Annotated in this window: 13 protein-coding genes; 9 read left to right on the top strand and 4 right to left on the bottom strand. The window is 70.6% G+C overall.

Annotated elements, in window-relative coordinates:
- Positions 1-85 precede the first annotated feature (85 nt).
- The 5 genes from glf (at position 86) to KSO97_RS12900 (ending at position 7510) form a co-directional block, all read left to right on the top strand.
- Positions 86-1252 (top strand): UDP-galactopyranose mutase, encoded by a 1167-nt coding sequence (gene glf / locus KSO97_RS12920; RefSeq protein ID WP_232679580.1) that lies wholly within the window; start codon positions 86-88, stop codon positions 1250-1252.
- Entirely contained in the window at positions 1249-3264 is a 2016-nt protein-coding gene (locus KSO97_RS12915) for a glycosyltransferase (RefSeq protein WP_232679509.1), read from the top strand. The genes glf and KSO97_RS12915 overlap by 4 nt, the downstream gene beginning before the upstream one ends.
- Positions 3261-4178, top strand: a complete 918-nt coding sequence (locus KSO97_RS12910) for an ABC transporter permease (RefSeq protein WP_232679507.1) — start codon at positions 3261-3263, stop codon at positions 4176-4178. The genes KSO97_RS12915 and KSO97_RS12910 overlap by 4 nt, the downstream gene beginning before the upstream one ends.
- Entirely contained in the window at positions 4178-4978 is an 801-nt protein-coding gene (locus KSO97_RS12905; protein WP_232679506.1) for an ABC transporter ATP-binding protein, read from the top strand. Before KSO97_RS12910 ends, KSO97_RS12905 begins: the two co-directional genes overlap by 1 nt.
- A 318-nt stretch (positions 4979-5296) precedes the next feature.
- On the top strand, positions 5297-7510 hold the full coding sequence (locus KSO97_RS12900) for an FG-GAP-like repeat-containing protein (protein ID WP_232679505.1): 2214 nt from the start codon (positions 5297-5299) through the stop codon (positions 7508-7510).
- A 170-nt stretch (positions 7511-7680) separates the two neighbouring features.
- Here the strand turns inward: KSO97_RS12900 and KSO97_RS12895 are convergent, their stop codons facing one another.
- A complete protein-coding gene (locus KSO97_RS12895) occupies positions 7681-8328 on the bottom strand; it encodes a TIGR03089 family protein (protein WP_232679504.1) in 648 nt (215 codons plus the stop codon).
- 51 nt (positions 8329-8379) lie between these two features.
- Here KSO97_RS12895 and KSO97_RS12890 point away from each other — a divergent pair, with 51 nt between their 5' ends.
- The gene (locus KSO97_RS12890; protein ID WP_232679503.1) at positions 8380-9531 is read left to right on the top strand and encodes a sugar phosphate nucleotidyltransferase; all 1152 of its coding nucleotides are present in this window, start codon (positions 8380-8382) and stop codon (positions 9529-9531) included.
- 96 nt (positions 9532-9627) lie between these two features.
- On the opposite strand, the gene KSO97_RS12885 is transcribed toward KSO97_RS12890, so the two are convergent.
- The 3 genes from KSO97_RS12885 to cofD all read right to left on the bottom strand — a co-directional run bounded on the left by KSO97_RS12885 (position 9628) and on the right by cofD (position 12435).
- Positions 9628-10398: a DUF3105 domain-containing protein gene (locus KSO97_RS12885; RefSeq protein WP_232679502.1), complete on the bottom strand. Its 771-nt coding sequence runs from the start codon at positions 10396-10398 to the stop codon at positions 9628-9630.
- A 61-nt stretch (positions 10399-10459) separates the two neighbouring features.
- Positions 10460-11392 (bottom strand): coenzyme F420-0:L-glutamate ligase, encoded by a 933-nt coding sequence (locus KSO97_RS12880; RefSeq protein WP_232679501.1) that lies wholly within the window; start codon positions 11390-11392, stop codon positions 10460-10462.
- Positions 11393-11430: 38 nt separating this feature from the next.
- Positions 11431-12435: a 2-phospho-L-lactate transferase gene (gene cofD, locus KSO97_RS12875; protein WP_232679499.1), complete on the bottom strand. Its 1005-nt coding sequence runs from the start codon at positions 12433-12435 to the stop codon at positions 11431-11433.
- Between the two features lie 173 nt (positions 12436-12608).
- Here cofD and KSO97_RS12870 point away from each other — a divergent pair, with 173 nt between their 5' ends.
- From KSO97_RS12870 to KSO97_RS12860, 3 genes are all read left to right on the top strand, one after another.
- Complete coding sequence (locus tag KSO97_RS12870) at positions 12609-12863, top strand: WhiB family transcriptional regulator (protein WP_232679497.1); 255 nt, start codon at positions 12609-12611, stop codon at positions 12861-12863.
- Positions 12864-13018: 155 nt separating this feature from the next.
- On the top strand, positions 13019-15982 hold the full coding sequence (locus tag KSO97_RS12865) for a glycosyltransferase family 2 protein (protein ID WP_232679495.1): 2964 nt from the start codon (positions 13019-13021) through the stop codon (positions 15980-15982).
- Positions 15979-17388: a DUF5719 family protein gene (locus tag KSO97_RS12860; RefSeq protein ID WP_232679493.1), complete on the top strand. Its 1410-nt coding sequence runs from the start codon at positions 15979-15981 to the stop codon at positions 17386-17388. The genes KSO97_RS12865 and KSO97_RS12860 overlap by 4 nt, the downstream gene beginning before the upstream one ends.
- Positions 17389-17424: the final 36 nt, after the last annotated feature.

Genomic DNA, 17424 nt, shown 5'->3' with positions numbered 1-17424 from the left:
CGTAGACTGCTGCCTCGTGTCTAGTCCCTCCGCCCCCGGCCGGCCCGCAGATGCCGAGCACCTCAGCTCGGCTGGCCTACCCGATCTGGTCGTCGTCGGCTCCGGCTTCTTCGGCCTGACCATCGCGGAGCGCTGCGCGACCGAACTCGGTCTGCGCGTGCTCGTCATCGAGCGCCGGGCTCATCTGGGTGGCAACGCCTACAGCGAACGCGACCCGCAGACGAACGTGGAGGTGCACAAGTACGGGGCGCATCTCTTCCACACCTCCAACGAGAAGGTGTGGGAGTACGTCAACCGGTTCACCAGCTTCACCGACTACCGGCACAAGGTCTTCGGCAAGTACCGGGGACAGGTCTACTCCCTGCCGATGAACCTGGCCCTCATCAACCAGTTCTTCGGGACCAGCCACACCCCCGACGAGGCACGTGCGCTCATCGCCGAGCAGGCCAGCGAGTTCGACACCGCCACCGCGTCGAACCTGGAGGAGAAGGCGATCAGCCTGATCGGCCGGCCCCTCTACGAGGCGTTCATCAAGGGGTACACCGCCAAACAGTGGCAGACCGACCCGCAGCAGCTCAGCGCCGACATCATCACGCGGCTGCCCGTGCGCTACACCTTCGCCAACGGCTGGTTCAGCGACACCTACGAGGGTCTTCCGGTCGACGGCTACACCGCGTGGCTGACGCGGATGGCCGAGCACGAGAACATCGAGGTGCGCCTCGAGACCGACTTCTTCGATGTCGCGGAGAGCTACAAGGGTCAGGTGCCGATCGTCTACACCGGACCGGTCGACGAGTACTTCGGCAACGCCGAGGGGCGGCTCTCGTGGCGCACGGTCGACCTGGAGGAGTCGGTCGTCGACGTCGACGACTTCCAGGGCACCGGCGTGATCAACTACAACGACCAGGACGTGCCCTTCACCCGGATCATCGAGTTCAAGCACTTCCACCCCGAGCGTGAGAAGACCCACCTGCCGGGCAAGAGCGTGATCGTGCACGAGTACAGCCGCTTCGCCGAGGAGGGCGACGAGCCGTACTACCCGGTCAACACCGCCGAGGATCGTGCCAAGCTGCTGAAGTACCGCGATCTCGCCGAGAAGGAGCCGATGGTGCTCTTCGGCGGCCGTCTCGGCACCTACAAGTACCTCGACATGCACATGGCGATCGGGTCCGCGCTGTCGATGTTCGAGAACAAGCTGCGCCCGCACTTCGCCGAGGGTGCGCCGCTGAAGAGTGGGGGAGTGGACGAGTGAGCACCAGGGAAGCGACCGCAGGAGCGACCGTCGCCCGGCTCCTGCAGCGGCAGATCATGCCGCTGGACCGCGACTTCGACGTGCTCGCCCTCTACGTCGACCCCGAGGACGCGCGTCTCGATGCCGACAAGTACGAGGTCGGTGGCAACCGAGCCGCCAAGGACCTCAACAACGCCGCGATCCGGCAGTCGACCTCGACCGGCCGCGCCCTGCACCCCGACCAGATCGAGTCCCGCACCGCCCTGCGGGTGAAGTCGGGCGAGCGTCTCTCCTTCGGTACCTACTTCAACGCCTTCCCCGCCAGCTACTGGCGGCGGTGGACGGTCGTGGACGCCGTCCGGTTGAGCGTCACGGTGTCGGGCCACGGCACGACGGTGATCGTCTACAAGTCCATGGCCAACGGTCGCTCCCAGCGCGTCGACAGCGCGATCGCCTCCTCCGCGGAGTCGGAGACGTTCACCTTCGACCTCACGCTGAAGCCCTTCGTCGACGGCGGGTGGTACTGGTACAACGTCGTCGCAGGTGACGAGGACGCCGTCGTCGAGAGCGCCGAGTGGACCGCCGAGGTCCCGGCCGACCGGGCCGAGCACGGCACGACCGACATCGCGATCACCACCATGAACCGCCCCGACTTCTGCGCCAAGCTCCTGGGCCAGATCGGCTCGGACGAGACCCTCGCGCCCTATCTCGACACCGTCCTGGTGATGGAGCAGGGCACCGACAAGGTGGTCGACTCGCCGGAGTTCGCCGCGGCGCAGGAAGCGCTCGGTGACCGGCTGCGGATCATCGAGCAGGGCAACCTCGGCGGGTCCGGCGGCTACGCGCGCGGGCAACTGGAGTCGCTGCGCAAGGGCACGGCGACCTACGCCCTGATGATGGACGACGACGTCGTCTGCGAGCCCGAGGGCATCGTCCGCGCGATCACCTTCGGCGATCTGGCTCGCCGTCCCACGATCGTGGGCGGCCACATGTTCAGCCTGTACGCCAAGTCGCGGCTGCACAGCTTCGGCGAGATCGTGCAGCCCTGGCGCTTCTGGTGGCAGACGCCGCTCGACGGATTCTCCGACTGGGACTTCGCGGCCCGCAACCTGCGGTCGGCGCGCTGGCTGCACAAGCGCTGCGACGTGGACTTCAACGGGTGGTTCATGTGCCTGATCCCGCGCGCGGTCCTGGCCGAGGTGGGCCTGTCGCTGCCGCTGTTCTTGAAGTGGGACGACTCCGAGTTCGGACTCCGAGCCCGTGCGGCGGGGTACCCGACGGTGACCTTCCCCGGCGCCGCGGTGTGGCACGTGCCGTGGACCGACAAGAACGACGCCCTGGACTGGCAGGCCTACTTCCATCAGCGCAACCGGTTCGTCGCGGCGCTGCTGCACTCGCCCTACCCGCGCGGCGGCCGCATGGTGCGCGAGAGCCTCAACCACACCATCGCGCACCTGGTCTCGATGCAGTACTCCACCGTCGAGCTACGCCTGATGGCCATGGAGGACGTGCTCGCGGGTCCCCAACGGCTGCACGCCGACCTGCCCACCAAGCTCGCCGAGGTCAACGCCTTCCGCAAGCAGTTCAGCGACGCCCAGCTCCAGCCCGACCTCGAGGCATTCGCCCCGGTGCGACGCGCCAAGCCGCCGCGCAAGGGCCGTGATCTCGCCGAGGTGCCGGGGCGCCGGGCGCAGTTGATCAGCGCCGGCCTGCAGCCGCTGCGGCAGCTCACGCGCCCGCGTCCGCTCTCTCGCCAGTACCCCGAGGCCGCGGTGCCTGCGATGGACGCCAAGTGGTACCGGCTCGCCGGCTTCGACTCGGCCGTCGTGTCGATGAACGACGGCACGTCGGCAGCGCTCTACCAGCGCGATCCCGAGCGCTTCAAGGAGCTCGCCCGCCGCATCGCCGCGCTGCATCTGCGGATGCGCAACGAGTGGCCCGAGCTCGCCGAGACCTACCGGGCCGGCCTCGCCGACGTCACCTCGCCCGAGACGTGGGCCGAGACGTTCCGTCCGTGGACGGGGGAGGCGTGAGCGAGTCCGCGACGCCGGTCGAGGACGCCGCGCCGACGTCTCCCGCTCGCCACGTCGACGCGGAGCTGGCGCCACCGTCGGCCGGCAACGGCCTGATGGCGGTCTTCCAACGCCGCTACCTGCTCAGACTGCTGGTGCGTCGGGAGATCAGTGCGCGCTACCAGGGCTCGTTCCTGGGTCTGCTGTGGTCCTACATCAACCCGTTGTCGCAGTTCTGCATCTACTACTTCATCATCGGCCAGATCTTCAACCTGCGCCAAGGCGTCCACAACTTCCCGCTGCACATCTTCTCGGCGATCATCATCGTCCACTTCTTCACCGAGACGTTCAACGCCGGAACCCGCTCGATCGTGCGGAACCGACAGATCGTGCAGAAGATGGCCATGCCGCGCGAGATGTTCCCGGTGGCCACGATGTTGGTCTCGCTCTACCACGTGGGCCCGCAGATGGTCATCCTGCTGATCGCATGCCTGGCGAGCGGGTGGTCGCCCGATCCGGTCGGCATGGTGGCGTTCGTGATCGCGCTGTTGATCATCATGGTGCTGGGGACGGCGCTGGCGTTGCTGTTCAGCGCCGCGAACGTCTTCTTCCGCGACGTCTCGAGCGTGGTCAACATCTTGACCAACCTGGTCCGCTTCGGGGTCCCGATGATCTACACCTACGAGATGGTCGACGACCGCTTCGGGTCCTTCGCGCCGTACTACCTGCTCAATCCGATCGCGAACGCGGTGCTGATGTTCCAGCGGGCGTTCTGGGTCGGCACCGCCGACGATCCCGACGCGCTCATCGCGACCGGGATGCCCGACCACATTCTCGAGCGGGGGCTGGTGATGCTCGGCGTGTCGATCATCGCCCTCGGCATCGGCCAGCTGGTGTTCAGCCGTCTGGAGAACAAGATCCCGGAGCGCCTGTGATGGGTGAGGAATCGATCCGTCTGACCGAGGTCACCAAGACCTTCACGCTGCGTTACCAGCGCACCGCGAAGCAGGTCGCGGTCGCCAAGATGCGCGGACAGCAGACCGTCCGCGCCTTCAATGCCGTCGACCAGGTCAGCTTCTCGGTGCAGCAGGGGGAGTCGGTCGGACTGATGGGGCTCAACGGCTCAGGCAAGAGCACGCTGCTGAAGATGATCAACGGCGTGATGCGGCCCGACTCCGGCATGCTGCTCACCCGGGGTCGGATCGCGGGCCTGATCGCTACCGGGGCGGGGTTCCACCCGCAGCTGACGGGCCGGGAGAACCTGGTGCTCAACGCCGCCATCCTCGGCATGAGCGAACGGGAGACCGCGCGCAAGTTCGACGAGATCGTCGACTTCGCCGAGATCGGCGACAAGCTGGACACCCAGGTGGGCCACTACTCCTCGGGTCAGAGCGCCCGACTCGGGTTCTCGGTCGCCATCCACGTCGACTCCGACATCTTCTTGGCCGACGAGGTGCTGGCCGTGGGTGACCGCCCGTTCAAGCGCAAGTGCCTGGCGAAGATGGAGGAGGTCCGCGACGGCGGTCGCACCCTGGTCTACGTCAGCCACGCCGCCGGGTCGGTGCGTCGGATGTGCAACCGGGTCATCGTCTTGGAGGACGGTCGTGTCGGCTTCGACGGTGACGTCGACGAGGGCATCAGGTACCTGAAGTACGACGACGACCGCACCGAGAACATGCCCGAGGGCATGGAAGACGAGCACGACAACGACTCCGAGTTCGGGGCCGAGCTGTAACCACGACCCCCCGACCGACGGGGCGAGACTCGTGTCGGGCCGGGAGTGCCGGTAGCGCGGTTGCGCGACGCCGTGGGCGACGGAGGAACGTCAGGACGGGCAGATCTCTGCGGAGGTCTGCCCGTTCTGCTGTCCGTCGGCTGCGGAAATAGGTGGATCAGCGGCGCATCCTGCCGATCAGACTCTCTGAGATCTATCGGCGTGTCGACTGGAAATTACAGAGTTGTAGTTACTCACGAACTCTTCCCAGGCCGTGTGACTGATGTGAAAGTTGCTACTCGTGTGACTCTTCCCCGCGCACTGGAGCTAGTGATTTCGATGTCTTCTCGCCATTCCCGTTTCGTCACGATGTGCCAGCAGATGCTGGTGCTCGGTGTGGTGTGCGCCGCCATCACGCCGGCGGCCACCATGCTGTCGCTGGACCTCGTGCCGAGCCCGTCGGCCGACCGTGCCCACAGCGTCGGCGCCGGCGGCAGCACCGCATTGGCCGCCTACGTCGCCGCCAACAGCACGCCGTCGGTGGTTCCCGACGCCGTCGTCGAGCCCGTCGTCCACGAGTACGCGCTGACGCCGCCTGAGGGTGCGCGGATCGCCGCCCGCTCGCTGGCCACGACCGCACGCCGGGTCGTCGGAGGGTCGGCCGAGTTGCTGAGCACGCCGCAGCCGGTCAGCGGCTACGGCGCGGTCGGCGTCACCTGGGCGCACGGCACGGACCTGGAGGAGGACGACATCAGCGTCGAAGTCCGCACCCAGGACGGTGACGACTGGTCGGACTGGTCGTCGATGGAGTACCACGACGAGCACGGCCCCGACCCCGACACTCGCGAGGCGCTGAGGGCCCGCCCCGGTACCGACGAGATGCTCGTCGGTCGGGTGGACCAGGTGCAGGTGCGCGTCTCGACCCGCTCGGCCGCACCGCCGGACCTCAAGCTCGCCGTCATCGACCCCGGCGTGGAGACCACCCACCGCCGCGAACGCGCCGCGATCGACACCGGCGACCTGCCCGCCCCGGCAATGCGCCAGGGAGGGGAGAGTGCGCCCTCGGCGGCGACGGAGAACGCCGACGTCCCGGTCGGAGAGGACTCGCCCGAGGTGCCGGCGAGCGAGCCCGACCTCAGCTCCTCCGACGGTGACCTGAACCTCGCCGCAGCGGCGTTCACGCCCAAGCCGGTCATCTACTCCCGCGCCCAGTGGGGCGCTGACGAGTCGATGCGCGACGCCTCGTCGCTGCGCTACTACGAGGTCCACGCGGGATTCGTGCACCACACGGTGAACGCCAACGACTACAAGGCCAAGGACGTGCCGGCGATCCTGCGCGGCATCTACGCCTACCACACCAAGTCACGCGGCTGGAGCGACATCGGCTACAACTACCTGGTCGACCGATTCGGTCGGATCTGGGAGGGCCGCTTCGGCGGCGTGGACCGTCCGGTCGTCGGCGCCCACACCCTGGGCTACAACGACGGTGCCTTCGCGATGTCGGCCATCGGCAACTACGAGATCGCCCAGCCGAGTCAGGCCATGATCCAGGCCTACGGCGCCCTGTTCGCCTGGAAGCTCTCGCTGCACGGGGTTCGTGCCGGCTCGGCGAAGCAGTGGGTGGTGAAGAAGAACTTCCGCGCCATCAACGGCCACCGGGACGCCGCCTCGACGGCGTGTCCGGGCAAGTATCTCTACGCCAAGCTCCCCGAGATCCGGAAGCTGGCGGCTCAGGCGCAGGTCGGGTTCACCGGCCGGCAGCTGGAGTCGAACCTCGCCAGCACCCCGCATCCCGACATCGTGGTGCGCCGTGCGAGCGACGGCCAGGGCTTCATCATCCCGTTGAAGCCGGCCGCACAGGCCAAGAAGAAGAAGGGCTCGGCGAACGCGGCGTACAAGGCCGGCAAGCCGATCCAGATGGGCGTCAACTTCTCCGGCGACAACCGGATCCTCAACGTCGGCGACTGGGACCGCGACGGCTACTCCGATGTGGTGAGCCGCCGCAAGAGCGACGGCGCGCTGTTCCTGCGCCGCGGCCTGGGCAACGGTGCGTTCGCTCCGGTGCAGCGGCTGGCCACCGGCTTCGGCAAGGTCGGGCTCCTCGCCGCCGTCGGCGACATGACCGGTGACGGTTGGCCCGATCTCATCGGCCAGCCCAAGGGCGGCAAGATGATGATCTACCCGGGCCTGGGTCTGCAGGGCCTGGGAGCCCCCTACGTCGCCTACAGCGCGGTGCAGGCTCAGCGCCAGGTGGGTGTCGGGCTCTGGGGGCCAGACGGCGCTCCGGACACCCTGATGCGCAAGGGCAAGAACCTCCAGGTCTTCAGCGGCAACGGGCCGGGCGGGTTGACCGGGGCGCGCACCCTCGATGTCGACCTCAGCTCCTTCGACTGGGTCGTCGGCATCAGCGACATCGCGATGGCAGGTCACCCCGACCTGGTGCTGCGCACCAAGAAGACCGGTCAGCTCTGGCTGGTCAACGGGACCCCGACCGGCGTCGAGCAGCCGCAGCTCCTCGGCACGGGGATGGAGATCTACGACATGGTCGGCTGAGTCGATCCCGACGTCCCGGTCCTCAGGCGGGGAAGCGGGCAGTGACGTGCTCGGCGATCTCGATCGCCTCGAGCCGGTCCTGCCCGGCCTGAGCGACCAGGACCAGCGAGCCGCCGCATGCGAGCGGCTCGCTGAACGAGGCGAGTCCTGGTGGGGAAGCCGGGACCGCCTCAGAGAGGAGGCGGCCGCCGTCCGCGACGAGAGTCGCGGCGGCGGCCGTCTNCAGGGAGGCGGCCCCCCCCGCCCCCGCGGGGGGGGGCGGGGGGGCGGCCCGTCTCCCACAGTTCGCGCTGCGTGGTGACCGACTCGCCCCACTGGTAGGCCGCGTCGTCGCCTGACGGCGGGTCCCAGGGCGTGAAGGCGTCGGGCTGCGACCAGATCTCCACGCCGACGTCGTGCACGCCGGGCGGTACGCCGTCGGCGAACCGGACTCCCAACGGCAACAGCGAGCAGGCCAGCACGCTCGTCGAATCCGCACGTGCCGCCCACGTCGGCAGCGTCGCGGGCCCGCACACCACGGCATCCGGCTCGTCGTCGTCGCTGATCACCAGCCCGGCCAGCCAGGCGGCGCCGAGGAAGACCGTGCCGAGCCAGTGGGCCGGCAGATCGATCCGAAGCCGTGAGCCGCGCTCGAGGTCGAGCTCGTCGACGAGCAGGCTGGCCGCCTTGGCCACCCAGTTCGCGTAGGTGATCACCGAGAGTTCGACGCGTTCGCCCGTCGCCTCGTCGTAGAAGGTGACCAGCGGCTGACCGGGCGCCTGCCGGACGCGATCAGCGAGGACGTCGGCGAACGTGGTGTGGCGCGGGCCCCTACTCATGGGCACCAGTGTGCCGAGGCGCTCCCGATGCCCTCTCGATAGCCTCCCGGCGTGGACGCGACGCATGAGACCCCTCACGACGTCCGAACCGCTCCAGAGGCCGGGGACGGGTCGGAGTTCTGGGCGGTGATCCCGGCCGGCGGTGCCGGTACCCGGCTCTGGCCGCTCTCCCGTGCGGCGTCGCCCAAGTTCCTCCTCGACCTCGTGGGCTCCGGCCGCTCGCTGCTCCAGGCGACCGTCGACAGACTCGCGCCCGTGGCGGGGGACCGCATCCTCGTCGTGACCGGTGCGGCGCACCGGGACGCCGTCGCCGCGCAGCTCCCCGAGCTGCCGTCCGGCTCCGTGGTGGCCGAGCCGAGCCCGCGCGACTCGATGGCGGCGATCGGGCTCGCTGCCGCGATGCTCGAGGCACGTGATCCGCGGGCGGTGATGGGTTCGTTCGCGGCCGACCACGTCATCGGCGATGCCCAGGGTTTCCGTGAGGCGGTCGCGGTCGCGGTGGAGGTGGCCCGTCACGACCTCCTTGTCACGATCGGGATCGAGCCGACCTGGGCGTCCTCGGCCTTCGGCTACATCCACGCGGGCGCGCCGCTCGACGGTCTCACGGGTGCTCTCGCCGTCGAGGCCTTCGTGGAGAAGCCGTCGCCCGAGGTCGCCGCGCAGTACGTCCAGGCCGGTACTCATCGCTGGAACGCAGGCATGTTCGTCGCGAGGTGCGGGGTCCTGCTCGACCTCCTGGCGGCTGGTGACCCGGACTTCGCGGCCGCTCTGCGCGCCATCGCCGCCGATCCGAGCACGTTGGAAAGCGTGTGGCCCACGCTGCCGAGGATCGCGTTCGACTATGCCGTCGCCGAGCCGGCGGCGGCTGCCGGCCGGGTCGCCGTGGTGCCGGCGTCCTTCGGATGGGACGACGTCGGGGACTTCGACGCCCTCGGCGAGATCGTGGACAGGCCCGGCGAGGTCGCGGTGCTCTCTCCCGGAGCCACGGCGTCCGACGTCGCCCCGGAGAGTCTCGTCGTGGTCGAGGGCGCCACCGGGCTTGTGGCCCCGGGCTCGGGACGCGTGGTGGCCGTCGTCGGCCTCGACGACGTGGTGGTCATCGACACCCCCGACGCCGTGCTGGTCACCACGCGCGAGCGCGCGCAGGACGTCAAGCAGATCGTGGCCCGACTGCGTGAGCGCGGGCGCGACGACGTCCTCTGATCCACGCCGCCCGGCCGCTCTGTCCGGAGACACCCGTGCCCGGGCCGTCACGGCCCGGGCACGAGTCGGGTCGGGCGCGCCGCGCCCTCTCGCGAGTCAGATCGCGTTCGGCTCCGGGGAGTCGGTGTAGGGGTACTCGTCCATGAAGTCGCGGACGGCCTCGCCGCTGAGCTCGGAGCAGTACTGCCACACGCCCGTCGACTTCTCGGCGTCGCCCTTCCAGTGGGTGAAGGCGATGTGCTGGCCCTCGGGGAACGACTTGCTGTCCTTGGCGAGCTCGACCTTGTCGTCGTCGGCGGAGGTCCACGGAGCCGCGATGAACTTCAGGCGGAAGTTGTCGTCGTCGGCCTTGAACTTCTTCGCGAGCGCCTGGATCTCGGTCATCTGGTCGTCGTCGGCGGCGATCGTCTCGTCGTACCAGAGGATCGTGTAGCCGTGCTCCAGATTGTGCACGAGGGACTCGAGCTCGGGCCGGTCCGAGTCGTCGTAGAACTTGTCGGCGAACGGTGCCGGGGCGACACCGGCCTCGTTCCAGTGCGGACCGAAGGCAGGTGGCGCGTCGGTGTAGGTCACCGACTGGCCGAAGGGGACGTGGTCGCTGACGCCCTCGGCGTCGTGGGTCACGATCTCCTGGCAGGCCGACGCCGGAGCGCCGATGTCGGCGAGCTCGAGGTCGTTGTACTGGCGGAGGTCCCACCAGTCCATGACGGGCCGCCAGGCGGCGGCGCCGACGATGAGGGCGGCGACCAGGATGCAGACGCCGACGATGGCGAAGCCGCGGCGCTTCTCGGCGCCGCGCTGCTTCTTCATCGCGTCGTCGATGAGCTTCTGGCGCTCGGACTTGGCGGACTTGCTCGACTTGGCCACGCTCGGCATACCTCATCAGTTCGCGCCGACCTCGGTCGGCTCACGGCGGATCGCGCAGAGTCTACGGACTGGTGGGGCGGAGGTGGCGGGTGCCCGCCCCGCGGTGGGCGTCGTCGACGTCCCACCCGTGGGTGAAGGCGACCAGGTCGACCAGCCGCGACGTGACGGCGTCGGGTGCCATGAGGCTCACGTGGGCCGGGGACTCCTGCACGGCCTGGATGCCGAGTGCCTGCGTGAGCGCCAGGACGAGCTCCTCGGCCGGGACGCTCGTGCCGAACGGACGGCGGTCCTCGGGCTCGCCCGCGATGGCACGCAGGACCGCCTCGCGCGCGCCGAAACCGAACAGGTCGGCGCCGTCGTCGCGGATCAGGGCGCCGGCGCCCGGGCCGGCGTCGCCCCGGGGGAGCACCAGGTCGCCGCGGCCCCCGACCCCGGCGACCCCGCCGGCCACGGCCGGTGCCGTGACGACGAGATCGTTGCCGTAGCCGTCGCGGCGTCCGGCGAAGTCCTCGCTGACGCGGAGCCCCGCCGCCCCGATCGCGATGTCGGTCTGCCCGTCGCGCCAGGCCCGGCCGGCGGTGTCGGTGACGACGACGCCGACGGTGGGACCGTCGTCGCCCAGCGCGGCGTGGAGGGCCGAGCGCAGCGCGCGGGCCGAGCCGTCGGGGTCGCGCGGCAGCAGGACGACGGTGCCCGCGACGGTGTTGGAGGCGTCGATGCCCGCTGCGGCGAGGGTCAGTCCGTGGTGGGTGCGCACGATGGTGGTCGGGCCGCGGCGTGCGACCACGCGCGCCGTCTCGGCAGCCAGGTGGTCGTCGCGGGTGCCGTGGCCGGTGCGTCCCTCGCTCTTGCTGACGACCTTGCTCGTGACCACCACGACGTCGCCGTCACGCAACCTCGTCCGCGGGTCGATCTGCGTCAGCCCCAGCAGGATCGCCGCGAGGTCGTCTCCTTCTCGGACCTCCGGTGCGCCGTCGGGTGCGTAAGCGCTCACGACGACGCCGCCACGGGGAGCCCCGGACGCGGCGTCGGTCACCGGGCGTTCCGCGCGAGTGCGACCGCCGCCGCGGCCATCGCGGCCGTGGCGTCGTGGTCGGTCATCATGAGCGGCACAGCGTCGCAGGCGATGCCGGCGGCGCGGATCTCCTCGACGGCGTCGTGGTCACGGCTGTCGATCAACCAGCCGTCGAGGACGCCGCCGGCGGTGCGTGAGCCGTAGTGGCGCGCCACCCCGGCAGCGCTCACCTCGACACCGATGGAGGTGAGCATCTGCTCGGCCATGCCGCGCACGTGGGTGCCGCCGACGATGGGCGAGAGTCCGACGACGGGCGCCGGCGTCGACTGCAGGGCCTCCCGCACGCGCGGGACTCCCAGGATCGTGCCCACCGAGACGACGGGGTTCGAGGGCGGCAGCACGACGAGGTCGGCGTCGGTGATCGCGTCGATGACACCAGGCCCCGGGCTGGACTCGTCGAGGCCCACCACGACGACCATCTCGGCCGGGACGGCGGCGCGCAGGCGCACCCAGTACTCCTGGAAGTGCACGACACGACGTCCGCTGGGCGACTCCTCGTCGGCGATGGCCACATGCGTCTCGACGCGGTCGTCGGTCATCGGAAGCAGGGTGACGCCGGGATTCCAGCGGTCGCAGAGCGCGGCGGTGACCTGGGAGAGCGGGTAGCCGGCGTCCAGCATCTGGGTTCGCACGAGGTGGGTGGCGATGTCGCGGTCGCCGAGGCCGAACCAGGTGGGCTCGACGCCGTAGGCGGCCAGCTCCTCCTTCACGTGCCAGGTCTCGGCACGCCGTCCCCAGCCCCGGTCGGTGTCGATGCCGTCGCCGAGGGTGTACATCACGGTGTCCAGGTCCGGGCACACCTTCATCCCGTGGACCCAGATGTCGTCGGCGGTGTTCGCGATCACGGTCACGTGCGCGTCGGCGTCGAGGCCGGGCACGGTGCCGTTCGCGATGCCGTGCAGCAGCCCCTGGAGGAAGCGGGCGCCGCCCATCCCGCCGGAGAGCACGGTGATCTTCTTCATGGACCTAACTCTGCCGCCCCGTCCCGGCGCGTCCGGACGGGGCCCGCTGGATGGTCTTCGCAGGTGCCATTACCAGAAGGGGGCTTGACTGCGGGTGTACGACAGGCATGTAATTCTCACGTTGTACTTCCAGCGTGTCCGGTGTGCTGGTCCAGGGTCGAGAGGACGCAGAGATGAGGGAGTTATTTCTCCTGACGCCGGAGACGGACGAGGCCGGGTGGCAGGAGCGTGCATTGTGCGCGCAGACCGACCCGGAGGCGTTCTTTCCGGAGAAGGGCGGTTCCACGCGAGAGGCCAAGAAGGTCTGCCTCTCGTGCGATGTGCGAGACGACTGTCTGGAGTCGGCGCTCATGAACGACGAGCGTTTCGGTATCTGGGGCGGTCTGTCCGAGCGCGAGCGACGCAAGTTGAAGAAGCGGGCCGTCTGAACGGCCGCGCGGCGTCGCGCCGCACAACAGCAGGAGGGTGACCCCGGCCGAATCGGCCGGGGTCCCTCTGCGTTCACGGGGCTTCGAGACCCGGCGAGCCGGTCGCCCGCCTCGGGCATCTCGATCCCCGTGCGCGGGCGGTAGTGTCCCTCCTCGTGGCGGCTTCGGTTCCGCACGGCGCCGTGGCCGTGCTCCTGGTCAGTCACGATGGCGAGCAGTGGTTGCCCGGAGTGCTCGAGGGTCTCGCCGAGCAGGGAGATCTGGTCGGCCGGGTGATCGCGGTCGACACCGGCAGCCGCGACCAGAGCCCGCAGCTGCTCGAGGCTGCGTTCGCCGACGCGCACGCCCCGTGCGAGGTGCTCGCCGCCGGTTCGGGTACGAGCTATCCGACGGCGGTCGCGCTCGGGATGGCGCGCCTCGCCGAGGTCGACCCCGACCAGGCCACGCCGTGGGTCTGGCTGCTCCACGACGACGCGCGCCCGGCTCCCGACGCGCTGCGGCAGCTGCTGAACGCCGCGCGCCAGCGCGAGGACGTCGCGGTACTCGGGCCGAAGCTGCGCGAATGGCCCTCGTTGCGTCGGATCCTCGAGATCGGTGTGACGATCTCGGGCACCGGGCGGCGCGAGACTGGCCTGGAGCGGGGCGAGTACGACCAGGGCCAGCACGACCAGCCCAGCGAGGTGCTCGCCGTCAACACCGCCGGCATGCTCGTCCGTCGCTCGGTGCTCGAGGAGCTCGGCGGGTTCGACGAGAACCTGCCGATCTTCGGCAACGACCTCGACTTCGGGTGGCGTGCTGCCGCGGCCGGCCACACCACGCTCGTGGTGCCGCGCGCGGTGGTCTTCCACGCGGAGGCGTCCCACCGAGGCGTGCGTCGCACTCCGCTGACCGGACGCCACACCCACTACCAAGAGCGCCGCGCCGCGTTGTGGACGCTGCTTGTCAACGGGACTGCGCGTTCGCTGCCCTGGCGGATCGTGCGGCTCACGTTCGGCACGGTGCTGCGGATGCTGGGATTCCTGCTGGTCCGCTCGCCCGGGGAGGCGCTCGACGACCTTGCCGCTCTGGTCTCGGTGCTCTCCAAACCGGGCGAGATCGCAGCGGCGCGCCGTCGCCGCGCAGGGCGCGGCGCGGGCAGTGGAGACAACCGGCTGAACGGACTTCTGGCGCCGTGGTGGTTGCCCTACCGCCATGGCCTGGACTTCGTGGGGGATCTGGTCGGCGCGGCGATGAATCAGGCCGCCGACGTGGCCGAACGCCGTCGCCTCGCGGCGGCAGAGCGCGACCCCGCCTCGTTCGCTGCCGCCCGGGTGCGCGCGGAGGAGGACGACGAGCTCACCGACTCAGGCGCGCTGGCGCGCTTCCTCACCAACCCGGTCGCGGTCGCTCTGACCGTGGTGGCGGTCGGCACCGTGCTGTCGTCCCACGTCGCGTGGGGCGCGGTCTCGGGGGGAGCGCTCTCGCCGGCCCCGACGTCGTCCGGCACGTGGTGGTCGCTCCACCTCGACGCCTCGCACGCCCTCGGTCTGGGTTCGGACGTACCCGCACCGGCCTACGTCGTGGTGCTCGCCGCCATCGCTCTGGTCACCGGCCCCCAGGGTGCGATCAGCCTCCTCCTACTCGGTGCGGTGCCGGTCGCGCTGTGGGGGGCGTGGCGCTTCCTGCGGGTCGCCGGGCGGCTCGTCCGTCCTCGCGGCACGCCCCGCGCGATCCTGGCCGGCGGAGCCATCACCTACGCCTTGGTGCCGCTCACCAGCGGAGCGTGGGGGCAGGGCCGGCTCGGGCTCGTCGTCGCTGCGGCATTGGTCCCGTGGATCGCCCACGCGGCCGTCGGTTTCCTCGACCCCGACGTCGAACGGCGTCGTCGCGCCGGCTGGCGCGCCGGCGCATTGCTCACCATCGCCACCGCCTTCACCCCGCTCTCCTGGCTGGTCCCCGCCGTGCTCGTGGGGCTGGTCGTGGTGATCGGGCGGCGTCGCGCGCCTGAGCTCTTCACCCGCGGAGTCTGGGGGCCGCCGGTGCTCGCGGTCGCCCTCCCGTGGGTGGTCCTGCTGCCGTGGTGGCTCCCCGCGCTGCTGCACGGCGCCGGGCCGGCACTGCTGCTCGACACCGGCCGCCTTCCGTCGGGCGCGACGTCGTCCTGGGACTTCCTCGCCGGGCGTCTCGACGGAAGCGGCGCACCGCAGTGGCTCGGACTCGCCGTCGTCGCCTTCGCCTTGCTCGCCCTGGTGCCGCGCGCGACCCGGGTGCCGGTCGCGCTCTGCTGGTTGGTGGCGCTCGTCGCCACGCTGTGCGCCGTCGCCGTGGGGGCCGTGGAGTTCACGGTCGCCTCGGTCGAGACGCCGGCCGGGCTCGGCATCGTCGCGGTGATCGTGCACGCCTGCCTGATCACCGCGGTGATGCTGGGGGCCCAGGGTGTGCGGGACGTCGTACCCGGCGAGCGGGTCCGGATCGGCCTGGTCGCCCTTGCCGTGGCCGCTGCGGCGGTTCCCGTGCTCGGGTGGGGGTGGTTCGTGACGGCCGACACCGAGATCGGATCGACGCCGGCCCGCGTCGCACCGGCCTACATCGTGCAGAACAGCGAGGCGGCCGCGGGCAACGGCGTGCTCGTCCTGCGCGGCACCGTGACCGAAGGCGTCACCTACAGCGTGCGACGGGGCGAGGGAGTGGTCGTCGGTCAGGACGAGATCCTCGCGCTCACGCCGGAGGACGCGGGGGCCTCGGACACGGTCCGCGTCCTCGTGGCTCGCCCCACCGACGAGGTCGCCGAGGAACTCAGCCGTGCGGGAATCGCCTGGGTGGTCCAGCCCGCCCCTGCGGACGGCGCGATCGCCGCCGTCCTGGACTCCGCCGAGGGTCTGGTCCAGGTGAGCTCGGAGCCGGGCACCCGCGCCTGGCAGGTGGTGCCCGGCGGGTCGGAGGCGACGCGGCCGCAGGCGCCGGACAGCGGTCCGGGAGCAATGCGCAGCCTGCTGATTCTGGTGCAGATGGTCGCAGCCGTCGTCGCTGCGGTGCAGTGCGCGCCGACGATCCGGGCGGGCCGCGGCGTGAGTCGGGCCACACGACCGTCGCCTGCCCAGGCTGGGGACGCGGCCACGCAGGAGGTGGCGTCGCGGTGACCGAGAAGACCGGACGTCGGGCCGCGGTGTCCGACCAGACCGCACGCCGTCGTATCCAGGCAGCACGAGCCGTCGATCCGCTCACCGCGGTGATGGTCGTGGTGCCGTTGCTCGCCGTCCTCGCGGCGCTCGGGGTGCGGGCCGCCGGCGGCACGTCCCCGAGCCACGGGCCGCAGAACGTGCCGTTGAGCAGGTCGGTGATCATCTGCCCGCCGGGTGCGACGGATCTCGCCGTCGCCTCGATGTCGGGTGCTCGCGGGACGATCGAGGTCCGCACCGGCGGGATCGACCGAGAGGCCGAGGTCGGCCCGGGCATCACCGACTCGCTGTCGCTGGGGAACAAGTCCGCGGTGCTGGTGGGCCGCGGCGACCTCGCGCCAGGGCTGGTCGCCGGACGCTTCGGGCGGCCGCTCAGCAACATCGACTGCCGTCCACCCGACTTCGACGAGTGGTTCACCGGCGTGGGCGCCGGTGCGAAACACCAGTCGGTGCTCCAACTCGCCAATCCGGACGGCGGGCGCGCGATCGTCGACGTCGTCGTGCTCGGCCGCAAGGGGCCCGTCGACGTCCCGGCGTTGCGCGGGGTGGCGGTGCGTGGAGGCGAGACGCGGGAGTTCGACCTGGCGCAGTTGATTCCGCGAGAGGACGACCTGGCCCTTCGGGTGCGCACGCTGCGCGGGCGGATCGCGGCGTCCGTACTCGACACCTTCGCCGAGATCGGCAACGGCCAGTCCGGTACCGACGGACTGCCGCCCCAGTCGGCGCCGGCCACGCGCAACCTGTTGATGGGCCTCCCCGGGGGTGCCGGCAAGCGTGTGCTCGTCGTCGCGAATCCGGGCGCGGACGCCGGCCGCGTCAGCCTGCGCTTCGTCACCCGCGACGCCACCTTCGCCCCCGAGGGCGCCGACGACATCGCACTGCCGGCCGGCAGCGTCGTGCGGGTCCCGCTGGCGAAGTTCCTCAAAGGTGCCGGCACCCGTGACGATGAGCGGCCGCTCGGTCTCGAGCTCGTCTCCACCGTGCCCGCGACGGCCGGACTGGTGATGTTCGTGGACGGCGACCTGACTCACGCGGTTCCGACCGATCCGCTCACCGGCGCCGGCAGTACGCCGCTTCCGCCCGGCACCAAGCAACTCGTGCTCGGCGGAGCCACCAAGCCCGGGGTGGTGCTGGTCGATGCCTACGACGATGCGGGGAAGGCGCTGCCGGATCAGCGGATCGAGATCGCGGCCGGACGGGGCGTCTCGGTCGAGGTGCCCGCGGCGGCGCGACTGATCACGGTGACGCCGCAGCGCACGAGCGTGTCGGCCGTCGTGATCGTCACGGGGCTCGGCGCGACACTCGTGCGGCCCCGCGAGCCGATCGACACCGGGCTCGTGCCGCACGTCGCCCCCGGACGACCCTAGGCCTGCCACGACTCGCCCGAACTTTCAACGCTCGAA

The organism is Nocardioides sp. R-C-SC26 (genome assembly GCF_021246465.1).
In the GTDB taxonomy this organism is placed as follows: Bacteria; Actinomycetota; Actinomycetes; order Propionibacteriales; family Nocardioidaceae; genus Nocardioides.
This window is presented reverse-complemented; position numbering and strand designations above follow the sequence as displayed.